This is a genomic window from Pseudomonas sp. P1_F7 (genome assembly GCF_056405655.1).
Genome location: NZ_JBFUBR010000003.1, coordinates 421011 through 438963, shown reverse-complemented (window position 1 = coordinate 438963; position 17953 = coordinate 421011). Strand labels below are relative to the sequence as shown.

At 58.9% G+C, this 17953-nt stretch carries 15 protein-coding genes and 1 pseudogene; 10 read left to right on the top strand and 6 right to left on the bottom strand.

Annotation, left to right across the window (positions count from 1 at the left end):
• Positions 1–11: 11 nt before the first annotated feature.
• Positions 12–641, bottom strand: a complete 630-nt coding sequence (locus AC1D1M_RS06040) for a DUF2514 family protein (protein ID WP_477774953.1) — start codon at positions 639–641, stop codon at positions 12–14.
• 135 nt (positions 642–776) lie between these two features.
• Here AC1D1M_RS06040 and AC1D1M_RS06035 point away from each other — a divergent pair, with 135 nt between their 5' ends.
• The 4 genes and pseudogenes from AC1D1M_RS06035 (at position 777) to AC1D1M_RS06020 (ending at position 4177) form a co-directional block, all read left to right on the top strand.
• Complete coding sequence (locus tag AC1D1M_RS06035; protein WP_477774911.1) at positions 777–1106, top strand: hypothetical protein; 330 nt, start codon at positions 777–779, stop codon at positions 1104–1106.
• A gap of 3 nt (positions 1107–1109) precedes the next feature.
• Complete coding sequence (locus tag AC1D1M_RS06030) at positions 1110–1856, top strand: metallophosphoesterase (RefSeq protein ID WP_477774910.1); 747 nt, start codon at positions 1110–1112, stop codon at positions 1854–1856.
• A 272-nt stretch (positions 1857–2128) separates the two neighbouring features.
• Positions 2129–2830: pseudogene (locus AC1D1M_RS06025) on the top strand (tyrosine-type recombinase/integrase); the annotation flags it as partial.
• A 312-nt stretch (positions 2831–3142) separates the two neighbouring features.
• A complete protein-coding gene (locus AC1D1M_RS06020) occupies positions 3143–4177 on the top strand; it encodes a methyl-accepting chemotaxis protein (protein ID WP_477774952.1) in 1035 nt (344 codons plus the stop codon).
• A gap of 242 nt (positions 4178–4419) precedes the next feature.
• Here AC1D1M_RS06020 and AC1D1M_RS06015 read toward each other — a convergent pair whose 3' ends face one another.
• Complete coding sequence (locus AC1D1M_RS06015; RefSeq protein ID WP_477774951.1) at positions 4420–5613, bottom strand: XdhC family protein; 1194 nt, start codon at positions 5611–5613, stop codon at positions 4420–4422.
• Between the two features lie 316 nt (positions 5614–5929).
• Between AC1D1M_RS06015 and AC1D1M_RS06010 the strand changes: the two genes are divergently transcribed.
• Entirely contained in the window at positions 5930–6580 is a 651-nt protein-coding gene (locus AC1D1M_RS06010; protein ID WP_477774909.1) for a TetR/AcrR family transcriptional regulator, read from the top strand.
• 8 nt (positions 6581–6588) lie between these two features.
• On the opposite strand, the gene AC1D1M_RS06005 is transcribed toward AC1D1M_RS06010, so the two are convergent.
• The 4 genes from AC1D1M_RS06005 to AC1D1M_RS05990 form a co-directional block, all read right to left on the bottom strand.
• Positions 6589–10158, bottom strand: a complete 3570-nt coding sequence (locus AC1D1M_RS06005; protein ID WP_477774908.1) for a molybdopterin cofactor-binding domain-containing protein — start codon at positions 10156–10158, stop codon at positions 6589–6591.
• Between the two features lie 14 nt (positions 10159–10172).
• The gene (locus AC1D1M_RS06000) at positions 10173–10661 is read right to left on the bottom strand and encodes a (2Fe-2S)-binding protein (RefSeq protein WP_477774907.1); all 489 of its coding nucleotides are present in this window, start codon (positions 10659–10661) and stop codon (positions 10173–10175) included.
• 254 nt (positions 10662–10915) lie between these two features.
• Positions 10916–11380: a MarR family winged helix-turn-helix transcriptional regulator gene (locus AC1D1M_RS05995; RefSeq protein ID WP_477774906.1), complete on the bottom strand. Its 465-nt coding sequence runs from the start codon at positions 11378–11380 to the stop codon at positions 10916–10918.
• Between the two features lie 105 nt (positions 11381–11485).
• A complete protein-coding gene (locus tag AC1D1M_RS05990) occupies positions 11486–12538 on the bottom strand; it encodes a 2,5-dihydroxypyridine 5,6-dioxygenase (protein WP_046043574.1) in 1053 nt (350 codons plus the stop codon).
• A gap of 347 nt (positions 12539–12885) precedes the next feature.
• On the opposite strand from AC1D1M_RS05990, the gene AC1D1M_RS05985 reads away from it, so the two are divergent.
• The 5 genes from AC1D1M_RS05985 to AC1D1M_RS05965 all read left to right on the top strand — a co-directional run bounded on the left by AC1D1M_RS05985 (position 12886) and on the right by AC1D1M_RS05965 (position 17864).
• Entirely contained in the window at positions 12886–14034 is a 1149-nt protein-coding gene (locus AC1D1M_RS05985) for an FAD-dependent monooxygenase (protein ID WP_046043572.1), read from the top strand.
• Positions 14031–14849 (top strand): alpha/beta fold hydrolase, encoded by an 819-nt coding sequence (locus tag AC1D1M_RS05980; RefSeq protein ID WP_477774905.1) that lies wholly within the window; start codon positions 14031–14033, stop codon positions 14847–14849. The genes AC1D1M_RS05985 and AC1D1M_RS05980 overlap by 4 nt, the downstream gene beginning before the upstream one ends.
• Positions 14850–14879: 30 nt before the next feature.
• A complete protein-coding gene (locus AC1D1M_RS05975; RefSeq protein WP_108217713.1) occupies positions 14880–15635 on the top strand; it encodes a maleate cis-trans isomerase family protein in 756 nt (251 codons plus the stop codon).
• A 9-nt stretch (positions 15636–15644) separates the two neighbouring features.
• Positions 15645–16277, top strand: coding sequence for an N-carbamoylsarcosine amidohydrolase (locus AC1D1M_RS05970; RefSeq protein ID WP_477774904.1), 633 nt, complete (start codon positions 15645–15647; stop codon positions 16275–16277).
• 270 nt (positions 16278–16547) lie between these two features.
• Entirely contained in the window at positions 16548–17864 is a 1317-nt protein-coding gene (locus AC1D1M_RS05965) for an MFS transporter (protein WP_477774903.1), read from the top strand.
• The last annotated feature ends 89 nt before the right edge of the window (positions 17865–17953 follow it).

Genomic DNA, 17953 nt, shown 5'->3' with positions numbered 1-17953 from the left:
CCAGTTGTATTTTAATGTTCGCGGAGTGAAATGTAGGCCTGCTCACAGGTCAGTCCCCGGGCTCGGGCTTGGTCAGCAATTGCAGCCAGGTCGCCCGCTCGCTGGTCAGCGCGTTTGAACACGTCGGCAAGCACAGCGGCGGCGCGGGCAGCTGCCTTGCTTGTGGCGGCAGTGCAGGAATTGCCGCTGGCTTCACAGGCTGCGAGTCGACGGGCAAGGTTATCGGCGGCGAGCTGCACGCCGTCAGCAGAAGCGCGAGCGGCAGCAGCATCAGCCGTTGCTTGATCGATGATGCGTTGGCCATATTGAACCGCCTTGTTGATTGACTGTTGGTAGGCCTGCTCTTTGGCTCGCTCGGCGGCCTCATTGAGCGCTCTCGCCTCTGCATCCCAGGTGTCGCGGGCGTTCCAATCCGACTGCCACTTTTCATCCGTGATCGTCACGCCATGGTGGTAGGCGCCAAACAGCGCGCCGGCCACCAGTAGAACCGCATATCCCACCTGGGCAATGAAGGCCGCCATGCGCAACCGGGTGTTGATCTGGTAGCGTTCCATAGCCAGGTTGAGCGCAGGTGCAAAAACGCCGGATTGTTTGCCGGCGTTCGGGAGGATCTGCAGCAACTGCTGCTGATTGATGGGCAGGGGAGAAAGCGTGTACGCAACTGGCGAGCTGAACCAATAAACCGGAGCTCACCCCTTCAGCCCGCCTGACGCCCCTCATCTGATTTCCACAATCCACCTACCAGCCTGCCGGTAAACGGCGGGCGAGGCGAAGCTATGCCAAAATTTAAAGGAACGCCTGGGCCATGGGTCACTGACGGCGAGTACATCAACGAGCACGGCAACCTGCTCTATTGCCACATAGGTGTGCCGGGTGACGGACGTCTAGCTGATGCCGCGTCGAACTGCATGGCCTCGGATGAGCAATGCCGGGCGAACGCCAAGCTGTTTGCTGCCGCACCAGAGTTGCTTGAAATCCTCACCAATCTGGTCGACCTGGCCAAGCTCGGCGTCGCGCAACTCGGCAAGTACCACGCAGCCTTGGCGCACGCTGAAGCGGTCATCGACAAAGCAACAAAAGAAACGCCTTCTGCCGTACCGGAGTAACCAATGATCGAAACTATCGAGGTGTCGCGCATCAAGCGCTTCGCTGCAAACACAGCGGGCCGGGATTTCGCGGTAGGAGACATTCACGGGCACTTCACCCGACTGCAGACTGCGCTAGACAACGTCTGCTTTGAACCGTCAGTAGACCGACTGTTCAGCGTCGGAGATCTGATTGACCGAGGCCCTGAATCTCTGGACGTCGATGAATGGCTTTTACGCAAGCCTTGGTTTCATGCAGTGCGCGGCAATCATGAGCAGATGGCCATCGATTCGCACGCCGCTGGCCGCGTCAGCGATGAATGCAGCATGCACTTCATCAACGGTGGAGCTTGGTTCTATGCGCTTTCCAGCATTGAGCAAGACTGCTACGCGAGCATTCTTCAGGACTTGCCGCTTGTGATCGAGGTCGAGACGGCGCAAGGCCTGATCGGCATCGTGCACGCCGATGTACCTCGGGGCAGCTGGGGAGAAATGATCTCTGCAATATCCGGATCGGAATTCGAAGCGGATCACGTAGCCGCAATGCTCCTGTGGTCGCGCAGGCGGATCACTGAAGAAAACCAATCTGGCGTAGATGGTGTTCGGGCGGTGATCGTGGGTCACACGCCTCTGAGTCAGCCTGTCGTACTCGGGAACGTGTATCACATCGACACTGCCGGTTGGAAGCATGGCCACTTCACGCTGCTGGATCTCGCCACCCTGCAATGCAACCCGCCAATCAATCCCGAACTCAGTTTTGACTGGGATTAACCACCTTCTGCCGCCGCGGGTGGCATGGAGCATCTATGTCTGCAGAACTGGCGCAGGCGCCGCGCCCATCTACCTGGGCATGTGCCGCGCCGAGTTCGACAAACCGTGCGCCCGTATGTCAGCGAGTTTCCCATAGGCGAGCGCGGTGTCGGATTCGATCGGCAGGAGCTTGATGACTGGGCAACGGCGTACGTCGAGGCCAAAGCAGTTGATAAAAAACGCGCCCCGGAGCATCAATTGCCCCGCAGCGAGCGCCAGAAAGGAGATAAATCATGGCGCGAAAATCGATCACGGGCCTCTCCGAAAGGAAAGGCAACGGGCATATCGACAAGAAAATCAACGGAGAACGACTTTACAAAAGCACTGGAACTGGTGACCGGGAAGAAGCGGAACGCTACCTGATCTTCAGGCTGGAGCAGATCCGCCAGCAGAAGGTGTACGGCGTAAAGAAGGTCAGGATCTGGCGGGAGGCGGCGACTCGCTTCCTGCTGGAGTTCAAGGACCAGTCTTCAATTAAGCTTTCAGCGCACCACCTTTCTCAACTGGACCCGTTCATAGGCGACATGCCGCTGACCCACATTGATGACCAGGCCCTGGTCCTGTTCATCAAAGACAGGTTGGCGACCAAAAAGCTGGCGGACGGCAAGGTAAAGAAAGGTGTCAGCAACAGAACGGTGAATATCTCGATCGAGCGTGTGGTTCGGGTTTTATCGTTGTGTGCCAGGAAGTGGCGAGACGATGAACGCAGACCGTGGCTGGATAGCATGCCGATGCTCACGAAGCTGGAAGAGAAGAAGTCGAGCCGCAAGCCGTACCAGATGTCATGGCAAGAGCAGTCGATTCTCTTTACGGAATTGCCGGCCCACCTGCAAAAGATGGTGCTGTTCAAGGTGAACACCGGCACCCGGGAGCAAGAAGTCTGCAAGCTGAGATGGGATTGGGAGATTGCGGTACCGGAACTCGGGACCAGTCTTGCGACTGATGCTGTGAGCCGCACCGAGTTGGCTGAAATTGAGTCGACCAGACAGGTAGTCGGCAATGAACATCACTTTCAGGTCCATAGGTTTCAGCTCTCGCCACGGCATGGTCAGATCCTCGGAATCGACCAGTGCCAGTTAAAGACTGTTACCTATGTGCTTGAACTGTTTTGTGACCTATGTGGGTGAGTCATACCCCCCATCTCCTTTTTCTTACTTCTTGAAAGATTCCAAAATTTTACTCTGGATTTTTCTAAGTCGGTCAACTGGTACATCGGACTCTTCGTGGACAAGGACCAGGCGTTCTCGATGCTCAACGACTTCCGCGCCTCGGCGATCATTGCCACCACCATTGCGGTAGTGATCATCATCGCCTTGCTCGGCATGTTGATCCGCTTGCTGATCCAGCCATTGCACGCGATGACCCGCGCGATGCAGGACATCGCCGATGGCGACGGTGACCTGCCCCGTCGCCGGAGCATCCAGAGCCAGGACGAGTTCGGCATTCTCGGCAATGCCTTCAACCGTTTCGTGGAGCACATTCACGGCTCGATCCGTGAAGTGTCATCGGCCACCGAGCACGTCAATGAAGTCGCACAACGCGTGGTCTGTGCATCGAACGCGTCGATGTTCAACAGCGACGAGCAGTCTTGCCGGACCAGCAGCGTTGCGGCCGCGATCAATCAGCTGGGCGCGGCCACCCGGGAAATTGCCCGCAACGCAGCGCACGCCTCGCACCAGGCCAGCGATGCCCGCCATCTCGCCGAGGACGGTCAGCAAGAGGTGGATCGCAGTATCGCGTCGATGAACCAACTCTCGAGCCTGCTCAGCGCCTCCAGTACCCACATCGAATCGCTCAACAGCAAGACCGTGAACATCGGGCAGATTCTCGAAGTGATCACCAGCATCTCCCAGCAGACCAACCTGCTGGCCCTTAACGCGGCCATCGAAGCGGCCCGCGCTGGCGAGGCCGGCAGAGGTTTCGCGGTGGTTGCCGATGAAGTGCGCAACCTGGCGCACCGGACCCAGGAGTCGGCGCAACAAGTGCAGACCATGATAGAAGAGCTGCAAGTGGGCGCCCGCGAATCGGTCAGCACCATGGGTGAAAGCCAGCGTCACAGCCAGGACAGCGTGGAGATTGCCAACCTTGCTGGCGAGCGCCTGAGCAGCGTGACCCTACGCATCGGCGAAATCGACGGCATGAACCAGTCGGTGGCCATCGCCACCGAGGAGCAAACCGCCGTGGTTGACTCGATCAACATGGACATCAGGGATGATCAACACACTGAATCTGCAAGGCGTGGAAAATCTTCAATCGACCTTGCGGGCCTGCTCAGACCTTGAGCAGCAGGCCGCGCGCCTGAAGCAATTGGTTGGCAGTTTCCGCATCTAAGCCTCATGCGCTAGAAGAACCGGCGCGCAACAACCGCTGCGGCGCAATCCAGGCTCGCGCCATCGAGGATAAAAACTCGAAATCAAAACCCATCGATATCAGGATCGTATCAACCGCTCGTGCAGAGGGCACAGCAGGTGATCTGCCAGTTTAGAAAGCCTGAACCGCAAAGCTGCACAAGTCCCTGTAGCCGCTACGCTTCCATTTTCGCCTGCAGGCCGCCCACCGCTGGAGAGTGGGTTGGCTCACAAGCTTGGTGAATGGTGGTCTTGCGGTATTTCAGCATGCCGCCACTGCGTTCATTGAGGTAGGCCGTGATCTCGCCAACAATGGCCAAGGCCACGCTCGCCGGGGTATCGCCCCCCAGATCCAGGCCGATCGGATAGTGAAGCCTGGGCAGGCTTTCTGGCAAACGGGCCAAGGCGCCCATCTCATCGAGCAGTCGTTCTGTTCGCTCTCGAGGGCCCAACTGCCCGACATAGGCAGGTGAACATTGCAAAACGTTTTCCAGCCAATGCCGATCCTGTCGGAAGCTGTGGGTCATGACCACCACCGCGGCACCGTCGACAGCGCTGGATAAGTTAAAAGGCTCGTGGATAGGTGCAACAATGACCTGGCTTGCTCCAGGGAACCGTTCCGGGCGAGCAAAGTGCGCACGCCCGTCCACCACCGTTACATGCCAGTTCAAATCCCTGGCGAACCGCACCAAAGGCTGGGCGTCATGACCCGCGCCAAAGATCATCAGTCGACGCTGTGGCGCGATGTATTCAAGAAAGACCTCGACCTCATCTACACCGCTTCCGTAAATCATCAACTGAGACTTTTTGCGCTCAAAGGTAGTGAGCAAATCACTACGCAGGGTGTGTTGAAGCGCTTGGCAGTGGATGCCCTCACACGCGTTCATAAAGGCGTTCATTCCCATTCGAGCGCCGACTCGCACACGGGTTTTTCGACCCGCCGAGATGACCGTTGCCAGGGCTGCCGGTTGACCGGTGGCCCTCACCCGTTGAAGCACATCGAGCAACAGACTCTGCTTGCCGGCATCATGGCGTTCCAGGAGTACATGCACGGTACCGTTGCAGCCCAGGCCAAACGTCAGCGCCGCATCTTCATCATCGGCGTCCTCATCTTCCTGGGCTGCAGTGCTGTAACGACGAACCACTGCGCCACCGGACTCGGTTAACCACCAGGCCTTCCTGGCCAATTCCTGTTCCAGACAACCGCCGCTTATAGTTCCGACTGTCTGGCCAAAAAGTGGAATCAGCATCCTCGCACCCGGACGCCGATAGGCCGAGCCCTCGACCTTGACGACCGTGGCCAGTACAGCATCGATCTTTGTGCTGTTGGCTTGATCCAATGCATCGAGCAAGGAGTACAAATCAGACATGGCCACTCTCCCGGGTCAAATTCAGTTGATTGCTGTGCCATCGTCTTCAAGTGATCGGCCCCTCGTTTGCGGGGAAAAACAGCGTTGCCAACAACCCGCCGAACGCAGTGAACGGGAGTACTATTCATTCCCTTGCATTCGTCGAAGAACAATGCGACATCGATCAAATGCATACGGTGTACGAGAAAACCCGGGGCGCCCAAAGAAACCCTTTGGCCGGAGTGCCCAGTTCAGAGATCGGTGGCGCACTACCACGGAATGTCATGTCATTTCCTAGCCATAAATATCGCTACGCATAATCGTCAAGGGCAACAGCGTGAACAAAAAAACAGGTATCAGAGCCCAGCAGGCCGACCAGACCAAGGCTCGTATTCTCAAGGCCGCGGTCAAGGTCTTCACCCGTGATGGTTATGCGGGCGGGCGGATCGAACAGATTTCCAGTGAAGCCGAGTCCAATGACCGGATGATCTATTACTATTTCGGCAGCAAGGAAAACCTCTTTGTACGGGTGCTTGAACACACTTATGAAGCATTCAACCATGCCGAAAGCATGCTGCGCCTGGACCTTTCGAACCCCGTGCAGGCCCTGCGTCAACGGGTGGCGTTCGTCTGGCATTACTACGTAAAGCATCCGGAATTCGTCGCTATCCTCAATATCGAAAACCTGCACGAGGGCAAGCACGCCAGGCAGTCCAGTGAGCTTCGTCGCTTGTCCGGTGCCACGCTGGGCGTGATCACACCGCTCATCGAAGCGGGTCAGCGGCAGGGGGTGTTTCGCCAGGACGTCGACATCAATCACGTTTACCTAATGATCGCCTCGCTCTGCTACTTCTATAACTCCAACCGGCACACCCTCACCTCATTTCTTGGTCAAGACCTGGCGGATCAAGGCCAGCAGCAGGACTGGCTGGCGTTCATCAGCGATCTGGTGGTGCGCGGCGTGCTGACACTGCCTGCGTCTCAGTGACTATCTGATCAATGAGTTCCGGGATTGGCCCGCAAGTGCGCGACCTTCTGCTCCAGCCCTTGCCACGCAGGTTCAGCTGAGGCGAAGCGATTGCGCAGGTATGCCGTCAGTTCGGCGATCTGCCTGTTGGACAGGCTGTCCTTGAAACCTGGCATATAACCCAGGTCCGGCGTCGCCGGGTTGGAGATGCCTTGCAAAATGACCTTCAGCAGGTTGTCTGGCAGCGTACTGTGAAGGTTGGTATTAGTCGCCAACGAGGGACTGACACCAAACAGTTTCGGCCCAAGACCATCGGCGTGACAGCCTTGGCAGGAACCTTCAAACACCCGCCGACCATTGTTCAACGACACCTCTGTGACGCTGGGTTGCGCTACAGTTTCCGTGCTTGAGCGGGTCTGTGCCTGCACCGTGCCATCGAGCGACGCGAGGTAAACCGCCATCGCCCGTATGTCTGCTTTGGGCAGCTTCGCCAATTCGCTAACCACCGGCCCCATGGGGCCCGCCGCGACACCGTGGGCATCGGAATAACCACTGCTCAGGTAGGTGAACAATTGATCTTCAGTCCACGGCGTAGGCGATTTGGATAAGCCATTGAGCGCAGGTGCTTCCCAGCCATCGACCATGCCGCCCGCCAGAAAATTTTTACCGCCCTTCTCCGCGCCCATCAGGTTGCGCGGTGAATGACAGGCCGCGCAGTGACCCAGCCCATTGACCAGGTAGGCGCCGCGATTCCACTGCTCGCTGCGTTGCGGCTGCACCTGGATTTCACCCTTGCGCAGGAACAACGCGTTCCAACCCGCCATCAGCGGCCGCATGTTGAATGGGAACTGCATGTCGTTGACCTTGGCTGGCTGGCTCACCGGGGCCTGTGACATCAGGTACGCGTACAGCGCCTGCATATCGGCGTCGTTGATATTTCGGAAGGCAGTGTAAGGAAATGCCGGATACAGATTCTTGCCATCGCGACTGATGCCATCGCGCATGGCCCGCTCGAACGCGGGATAGGACCAACTGCCAATCCCGGTTTTCGGGTCAGGTGTGATGTTGCTGCTGTACAGCGTTCCGAAAGGCGTCTGCATTGCCAACCCGCCCGCATTGGTCGCGCCGCCTGGCGCTGTGTGGCACACCGCGCAATCGCCGACTGCCGCCAGCAAACGCCCTCGCTCCAGCGTCGCCGCAGACCAGGTGCCCGCGCTGGGTGGCGTGATCGGTGCGATTTCCGTACGCCAGGGCAAAGCCGTGGCAGCAACGCCAAGTATCGCGCCGAACGCTGCGAACAATGAGCCAAACAACCATTTCGAGCGCTTGGCCTTTGGCGAATCAGGGGGATTGGCATTCGCTTCGTCCGCCGAGCCTTTGAGCGCGGCCAGCACACGCTCGGCGGTGATCGGTAGTTCACGAAAGCGAATCCCGGTGGCGTCGTAGATCGCATTGGCTATCGCTGCCGCGCTCGGCACTGCCGCCGACTCACCTGCCCCCATGGGTGCTTCGTTCTGGCGCGGCATCATCAGCACATCGATTTCCGGCACCTGGGGGAATGTCAGGATCGGGTAACCGCCCCATTCCTTGCTGGCAACGGCGGACTCTTCAAAGGTCACGCGCTCCTTGAGCACGCGACTGGTGGACTGAATCACATTGCCGTGAATCTGATGCTGCACTCCGTCCGGGTTGATCATCATCCCGGCGTCATGACCGATCACGACCCGGGTGACTGACACTTCGCCGCTGCGCTTGTCCACCGCCACGTCCGCGACCCACGCAGCCCACGCAGCGCCAAAGCCTGGAAATTTGCTGTGAATGTAACGGGCATAGGCAAAACCACGGCCGCGCAGGATGTTGTCTTGTTCCGGGATTTGCATCGGCTGCGTACGCGGCGTCCATTCGGCGCGGGCAGCCGTGGCCTTGACCAGATCCGAGGCGCGCTCATCATTCAGATAACGCAAGCGGTATTCGACAGGGTCGACGCCCGCGGCAAAGGCCAATTCATCGATATACGACTCATGGGCGAAAGTATTGGGCAGCGCCGACACGCCCCGCATCCACGAAGCCCGGACAATGGGTGCCATGTCATTTACGCTCACGCGCATGTGTTCAAAATCATACGGAGGGATCGAAGTGCGGTCGCCCATTTCGAACATCGCCGCTACCGGTTCGACACGCCCTGTCAGCAGCAGTGCCAGGGTCGGCGCACCGTTGGACGGGTAGCTGGTCTGGAAATCGTAACCGGCCACACCACCATCGGCATTGATGCCTCCATCGACTTCCATCAGTTGCGCCGTGCCTTTGGGCTCCCAGACATGCTCCTGCTCGCGGGTCAGTTGCACCCGTACCGGCAGGCCGACGGCCCGGGACAGTAACACCGCATCGGCGCACACGTCGTCGGCGCAATTACGCCCGTAACAACCTGCCGCTTCCATGCGGATGATCTCGATCCGCTCTTCCGGATACTCCAGCAGCCATGCCAGGTCAGCGCGCAGTAAATGCGGGTTTTGCGTGCCGGACCAGACGCGAATGCCGTCCTCTTGATAGTCCGCCAGCCCGCAGGAAGGGCCGATGGAGGCGTGAAGCTGATAAGGCCACAGGTAGGTGCGGGCCATGCGCTCGCTGGCCTGCTCCAGCGCTTGATCAACATTGCCCTTGTCCAGCACGACGCGCTGCACCCGGGGGTTGTCGCGAATGGCCTGCGCGATGTCATCCATGTTCGGCAATTTGTGGTTCCAGGCTTTCCAGGTGACTTTCAGTGCCTGGGCGGCCTTCGCGGCCTGCTCTTCACGCATGGCTACCACGCCGACAAAATCGCGAATCACTACCACCCGGACGATGCCGGGAATGTGTGCGATGGAGGACTCGTCCACCTCCAGCAGGCTGTTGCCGACAAAATCGCCGCTGTCGAGCCCGGCATAAGGCGGGCGAATCACCCGGCCATGCAGCATGTTCGGCAGCCGCATGTCATGCACGTAGGTCAGCTCACCGGTGGCTTTGCCCGGAATGTCCACCCGCGCTGCGCCCTTGCCCACCAGCCGATAATCTTCCAGACGCTTGAGCGGCGCATCGCCGGAAATCGTCAACTGGTCACGCTCGCCCTCCACCAGTTCGGCAAACGTGAGCTGGCGACCGTCTTCGCTGCTGATTACCCCGCTGTTTATCCCTAAGGTGTCAGCCGCAACGGCAAAACGCCGGGCCGCCCGAGCCAGCAAAAATCGTCGGGCTTCAGCCGCGGCGTTGCGCAAGGGGATGGCCGAAATCTGAATTGTCGCACTAGCGATGGTTGCGCCCTGGTTCGGCGCGCTATCGGTATCGCCAAGGACCATACAAACTTGATCCAGCGCCAGGTCTAGCTCTTCAGCGACGATTTGTGCCAACGAAGTACGGATACCAGTGCCCAAATCCACGTGGCCGTTAAACGCATAGACCTTGCCGTTGTCGTTGACCGCAATGAACAACGCCCGCTCTTTGGGCTTGATCACTGGTACGCCACCTTTGGCCACGGGGCCGGACGGTGGCTGGATCTGATCGACGATCAACAAAACGCCGGACTTGGCCAACAGCTGATCACGGGTGAGCGTTGCATGAGTCATGGTCATCAATCCGTTCAAGACTTTTGACGGGCGGCACGCAGTACCGCACGAAGAATTTCGATATGGGTGCCGCAGCGGCAGAGATTGGCCGACAGTTCGTTGCGAATCTGTGCCTCGCTGGGGTGCGGGTTGCGATCGAGCAAAGCCTTGGCGGTCATGATCATGCCGTTCATGCAGTAGCCACACTGCGCCGCCTGCTCATCTATAAAGGCCTGCTGCACCGGGTGCGGATGCTCTCGGCTGCCAATGCCTTCGAGGGTGGTGATTTCCCGGCCCTCGGCACCGGACAACGGGAACACACAAGCCCGCGCCGCAACACCATCGATGATCACCGTGCAGGCGCCGCACTCGCCCAGGCCACAACCGTATTTCGGGCCGTTGAGCTGTAAATCATTGCGCAGCACCAGCAACAGCGGCGTGTCGGCCATGGCACAGACCGTAGTGGTCTGGCCATTGACGTGAAGCGTCACGGTCTTTTCCGGCGCCAGTGCTTGCTCACTCATGTCGCACTCTCCAGGTGTTACCGCTCGCTCTCTTGAGGTGCGGCTTTTTATTAAGTAATCACTACATGAAAAAGGCGTGACCGGGGCCGCGAATACGTACTGCGCAGATCGAGCGCAGTGCCATTGCGGGTTCTAGAGCTTGAAGAGGGGGATGGCTACCCGACTCTTCACGTTACCCCTGACTACATCTTTTCATGAAGTATCTACTTCATTAATCAGAGGCAAGAAGAATGCCAGGGGCGGCTTGTCACTCGTTAATCGTCGACGTCATCGATCATTTTGCGCAGCAGATAAAGCATCGCGACGCGCTCGGCCGGGTTGAGGTTACCCATGGTCAGTTCACTGACACGGGCAGCATGAGGCACGGTATCACGCACTAATTGATGGCCACTGTCGGACAGGCCAACGATGACTTTGCGCCGATCTTGAGGGTCTGGTTCCAGGGTGATCAGGTCGCGCGCCTTGAGCCGCTCGACGATGCCTCGAATGGTCGCCTGGTCCACCGCAGTGGCCTTGACCAGCTCGGTCAATGAGCTAGGTCCGGCATCACGCACGGCGCACAGCGTGATGAACTGCACAGCGGTCAGCTGCGAATCGTCGACGTTCTGCTGGAAGATCGCCATGTTGCGCTGGTAAGCCTTGCGCAGCAAATGACCGACCTGCTCGGAAAAGGCATAGGGAGCGGTTGTCTGTGGAGTGATGTCTGTCGTATCCGGCACGGCGGGCTCTATCAAAAAAAAAGTAAGTGGCGTTTACATTAACCTGCGAGGGGGATCAAGGTAACTCAATCGTGATGGGTCACAGTCCCGCCCCCCTCTTTTATATCACCGCGCGATAGATGCCTGCGGCGCTACCACATCACCACCCAGGACCACCGCCTGATCATCGAGGTAGATATCGCAATGGCGTAGCGGGATGTCCAGGTGGCACGGGGTTTTTCGGGTACCGCCAACCTCGGTATTGGGCCCGGTGGAGAACAGGAAGTTGCCGTAGAACGCCCGGGCATCCATGCACATGCCGTCGTTTTTGTCATGCAAGCCCATGGCGGTCCACTGCGCACGCGGCTGCAAACCCCAGCCGATATGGGAGATGCCGTACACCTCGGGGTCGTTGAAGTACTTCATGTAATCGCGCAGGTATTCGGCCTCGAAGCCACCATGGATCGAGGTAATGAAGCCCTTTTCGATTTCCAGGGTGATCTTCTCTCGCGAGTAATTCTTGAACGGCAACAGGATATCGCCGACGTCGATCACCAGTACTCCCTCGGCGGTTTCCTCGTTTGGCCAGGAGAATAGAAAACCGCTGGGCCAGTGATCCCAACGCCCCGGCTCATCGGCAAAACCGTACTCGGTGACCGCAGGGTATTGTCCGAGCAACGCCTTGAAATCACTGCCGGCCCTGGACTTCACGTGGATCGAGCGCGCCTGCTTCAGCAGCTTCTCGGCTGCCATCACCCGCTCTTTGTCCGCCAGCGTAGGCAGCATCCGCGCCAGCACTTCCGGTGGTTCGACCGCCAGCAGTATGCGCGTCCCGGTCTTGAGGATCTGCTCCTGCTCCGGCGAGTGCAGCAACATCATGGTGTCGACCACAAGGTCCGCCGCTTCCAGCGCCCGTTGCGCGGCGATATTGCCGGTCAGCGCGGTGTCGCCACAGTAAGCGGTCATGTCATTGCCCATGGCCATAGGGTGATTGAATGACGGCAACTCGACCGCATAGACCTTGGCCCCAAGACGCTGCGCGGCGTCCATGGCCGCCCGCACGGTACGCGAGTCGGAGTAGTGGCTTTTCAGTACCGCGACGCTTTGAGTCGAGTCCACTTTCGACAGTTTCAACACGTGTTCAAACATCTGGGTCAGTTCGCAATCGCTTACCGGCATTTCTTGTCTTCCTCTTAACCTGTTGAGTTCGTTCGACGCCTCGCACCCTGTGCACCAAAGCAAGGCGGCGAGCTTGGCACCTGCACGATTTTGAAGTGTATACGCTATTTATTAACGATAAAACATTAAATTGACGGACGCCTGAAGAGAAGGAGCTAAACGTTACAAAGCAACACATCCCCACTAAATAAGGGTTACTTAGCGTTACGCGCGCTATTTATCGCTGATTTTATATTTTTCAAACGGGCTCTTCCAATTCAAAAACAATAGCGTATACACTCCAAATCGCGGCGAGACGACAACCCGATCTCACCAGCCACATATTCAAATCGAAGGAAAGCCCCCCCATGCGAAACAAACAAAAAATCGCAATCGTCGGCGCCGGTCTAGGTGGCGCTGCTGCTGCCACGCTGTTACAGAAAGCCGGGTTCGAGGTCGATATCTATGAACAGGCCCCAGAGTTTTCCCGTATTGGTGCGGGCATTCACATGGGCCCGAACATCATGAAAATCTTCCGTCGCATGGGCATTGAACAGAAGCTGAGCGACATGGGTTCGCACCCCGACTTCTGGTTCAGCCGCGACGGTGCCAGCGGTGACTATCTGTCCCGCATCCCCTTGGGTGAATTCGCTCGCAAGGAATACGGCGCGGCTTACATCACCGTGCACCGCGGGGACCTGCATGCACTGCAAATGTCGACCATTGCGCCGGGCACTGTGCACTTCAACAAGCGCCTGACCGGGATCGAGGAAACCGATGAACTGGTGCGCCTGCACTTCGGCGACGGCAGCACCACAGAGGTCGATATTGTCATCGGCGCCGATGGCATCAACTCCAGAATTCGCGAAGAGTTGCTCGGTGCGGAAAGACCGCTGTACAGCGGCTGGGTTGCGCATCGCGCCTTGATTCGCGGCGAGGTGCTGGCCAAGTACAACATGGACTTTGAAAACTGCGTGAAGTGGTGGAGCGAAGATCGTCACATGATGGTCTACCACACCACCAGCAAGCGCGATGAGTACTACTACGTCACCGGCGTACCGCACCCGGCCTGGGACTTCCAGGGCAGCTTTGTCGATAGCAGCCGCGACGAAATGTACGACGCATTCCAGGGCTATCACCCCACCGTTCAAGCGTTGATCGAATCCAGTGAAAGCGTGACCAAATGGCCGCTGCTCAATCGCAACCCGCTGCCGCTCTGGAGCCGTGGACGGATGGTGTTGCTGGGTGATGCCTGCCACCCGATGAAACCGCACATGGCCCAAGGCGCGGGCATGGCCATCGAAGATGCCGCCATGTTGACCCGCTGCCTGCAGGAAACCGGGCTCACCGATTACCGCACCGCGTTCAAGCTATACGAAGCCAACCGCAAGGACCGCGCCTCGCGAGTACAGGCGGTGTCCAATGCCAACACCTGGCTGCGCACACAGGAAGATCCGGCCTGGGTCTACGGTTATGACCTCTACGGCCACCCACTGAAATCGGAAGTGGCTGCATGAGCACCTTCATTCAGGGCGGCAACGTTCAAGCCAATGGTATCCGCCAGCACTACCTGCGTTATGGCGGTCAGGGCAGCACCGGCAAACCGATAGTGTTGCTGATTCCCGGCATCACCAGCCCGGCTATCACCTGGGGGTTTGTCGCCGAGCGCCTGGGCCAGCATTTCGATACCTACGTACTCGACGCTCGTGGCCGCGGCCTGTCCTCCACCGGACCGGAACTGGACTACGGCACCGACGCCTGCGCCGATGACATCGGCGCATTCGCCAAAGCCATGGGCATCAATGCCTATCACCTGGTGGGCCACTCCATGGGCGCGCGCTTTGCCGTGCGCAGCGCCGTACGCAATCCAGAAGGCCTGCAAAGCCTGGTACTGATCGATCCTCCCGTCTCCGGCCCCGGCCGGCGCGAGTACCCGAGCAAGCTGCCCTGGTACGTGGACTCTATCCGCCAATCACTGACCGGGATGGACGCTACCGCCATGCGCGCCTTCTGCCCGACCTGGACCGAGGAGCAACTGCAAGTACGCGCCGAGTGGCTGCACACCTGCTACACACCTGCCATCGTCCGCGCCTTCAACGATTTTCATGACGTGGACTTTCATCAGGATCTGCCGCACCTGCCTGTCCCTGCCCTGCTGATCGTTGCCGGTCGCGGCGGCGTAATCCAGGCCGGGGACGAAGCGGAAATTCGCGACCTGCAACCCTCAATCCAGATTACTCACGTCGAAAACGCCGGACACATGATTCCGTGGGATGACCTCGAAGGATTTTTCGCGGCGTTTGGCAACTTTCTCGGCCAGCCCCTGACCTGAATTCAACGCACGTTGCAAAGGAGACAGCTTGTGATCAAGCCTTATCGTATCGGCCAGATTGTGCCGAGCTCCAACACCACCATGGAAACCGAGATCCCGGCGATGCTGGCAGCACGCCAATTGATCCGCCCCGAACGCTTCACCTTTCACTCCAGCCGCATGCGCATGAAGCAAGTGCGCAAGGAGGAACTGGCGGCCATGGACGGCGAGTCCGACCGCTGTGCCATTGAGCTGTCGGACGCCAAGGTCGATGTACTGGGTTATGCCTGCCTGGTCGCAATCATGGCCATGGGCCTGGGCTACCATCGCCAGTCCGAGAAACGCCTGCGCCAGGCCACCGCCGACAACGACGGTAACGCACCGGTCATCACCAGCGCCGGCGCCTTGATCGATGGCCTGAAGGTCATGGGCGCCAAGCGCATCGCCATTGTCGCGCCCTACATGAAGCCGCTGACCGAGCTGGTGGTCAACTACATCCGCGAGGAAGGCTTCGAGGTGGTGGATTGGCGCGCCCTGGAAATCCCCGACAACCTGGAAGTCGCTCGCCACAACCCGGACAACCTGCCCGCCATTGTGCGCGACATGAACCTTGAAGGCGTGGATGTGATCGTCCTGTCGGCCTGCGTGCAGATGCAATCGCTGGGAGTGGTCTCACAAGTCGAGGCCGAAACCGGTAAACCGGTACTCACCGCCGCCATCGCCACCACCTACGCCATGCTCAAGGCACTGGACCTGGAGCCCATCGTTCCGGGTGCGGGCGCGCTGCTGTCTGGCGCTTATAAATAGGAGCGTGTCATGAACCAAGAACAAAGTGCCGACGCCAACTATCAGGGCGTGTGGGGCCAGCGCATCGGCTTTGGCAATAAGCCTGCGCTGTTGATGATCGATTTCATGCAGGGCTATACCCAAGAAGGCGCACCGCTGTACGCGCCAGGCGTGGTCAGCGCTGTAGCCGAGAGCGTCGAACTGCTAGCCTGCGCCCGGCAACATGAAATCCTGGTCGTGCATACAAACATTCGCTACCACCCAGGGCATTTTGCCGACGGCGGCATGTGGGTCAAAAAAGCACCCGTCATGAAAGACATGGTCGAGGGCAACCCACTGGCTGCTTTCTGCGAGCCAGTGCTGCCCAACCCGGACGAAGTGGTCATCAGCAAGCAATACGCCAGCTCGTTTTTTGGCACCAGCCTGGCGTCGATGCTGCGCGCCAAAGGTATCGACACCGTGGTACTGGCGGGCTGCTCAACCAGTGGCTGTATTCGCGCGACGGCGGTAGATGCCGTGCAGCATGGATTCCGGACCATCGTTGTTCGCGAATGCGTCGGCGATCGGCACCCCGCACCACACGAAGCCAACCTGTTCGACATTGATAGCAAGTATGGCGATGTGGTGAGTAAACAGGAGGCCATGTCGCAGTTCAGAAAATGAGAGGGCCATTGGTTTTCCCGGGCTGACACAGCGCCCTCCCGGGCAAGCCTGCAACCTCCACAGATTCATGGCTTTACCGAATAACCGGCAGAAATGGATATCTGCCGTAAGAACCAGGCCGTAGAGCACTGGTCGCCAAATACTGAGCAAGGGTCGACATCAAACCCTGCCCAGTCTTCTGACACTGCCTTTGGAAGCCGCCAACCGGTGCTACCAAAGCATTGATCCGCGGCTAAACAACAATCACAAAGTCACCGCCAGGAGACACCCATGCCCTCTGCAAATGTAGGTACACCCACTGCGACCACCGTCGCAGACCCAGTCCAGACGCTTTACCGCAAGATCACCTGGAAGCTTATTCCCTTCCTCTGCTTCTGCTATCTGGCCTCATATCTGGACCGGATCAACGTCGGCTTCGCCAAACTGCAAATGCTCGAGCATCTGCAGTTCAGCGAAACGGCTTTCGGCCTGGGCGCCGGTCTGTTTTTCGTCGGCTATATCATTTTCGAGGTTCCGAGCAATCTGGTCCTGGAAAAAGTCGGGGCGAAGATCTGGATCGCCCGCATCATGATCACCTGGGGGCTGCTCTCGGCCTGCACCATGCTCGTCACTTCCACCACGCAGTTCTACATCCTGCGCTTCCTGCTCGGCGCCGCCGAAGCGGGCTTTCTGCCGGGGGTGCTGTATTACCTGACCACCTGGTTCCCGACCTATCGCCGCGGCCGCATCATCGCCTTGTTCATGATCGGCCTGCCGTTGTCCAGCGTGCTCGGCGGCCCGCTGTCCGGCTGGATCATGGGGCATTTCGATTACGCTGGCGGCCTGCGCGGCTGGCAGTGGCTGTTCCTCCTCGAAGCGATACCCAGCGTGTTGCTCGGTGTGCTGACCTTCTGGGCCTTGCCGAACAACTACCGCCAGGCTAAATGGCTCAACGATGACGAGAAAAACCTGCTGGAACAGGAACTGCGCGCCGACGACGCCGACTCCACCGGCAGCAAGCACAGCTTTCGCGACGGTTTCTTCAACCTGAAGGTGTGGATGCTCGGTGGCATCGACTTCTCGATCCTGCTCAGCGCCTATGCCATGGGGTTCTGGATGCCGACCTTCATCCGCAACGCAGGCGTCGTCGATACCTTTCACATCGGCGTGCTCACCGCGCTGCCGAGTATCGCCGCGTTGCTGGGCATGCTGTTGATCGGCGCCAGCTCCGACAAACACCGCGAACGCCGCTGGCACATCATCGTGCCCTTTCTGGTGGGCGCGGCAGCCATGGCCAGTGCGCCCTTCTTTGTCGACAACGTGGTGGCGACCGTGGTGCTGTTCGCTATTGCGTCGGCGGCGATCATCGGCGCGGTGCCGGTGTTCTTCAGCCTGCCGGCAACCTTTCTCAAAGGCACCGCGGCGGCCACCGGCTTCGCCCTCGCCTGCTCGGTGGCGAACATCGCCGGGCTAGTCAGCAACTCGCTGATGGGCGTGGCCATCGACGTCACCGGCAGCAGCGCCGGCGCACTGTGGTTCTTCGCCGGCTGCCTGATTCTCAGCAGTTTCCTGGTGATCGCCCTGCCGGCCAAGCTGGTCAATCGTTGAGACACGTCAGCCAGGCAACTGCGTGTCCTGGTGTGAGTCGCAAGGGGATCTCATACAGCCCCCCTTGCGGCTGATCCCACCGACGCGGA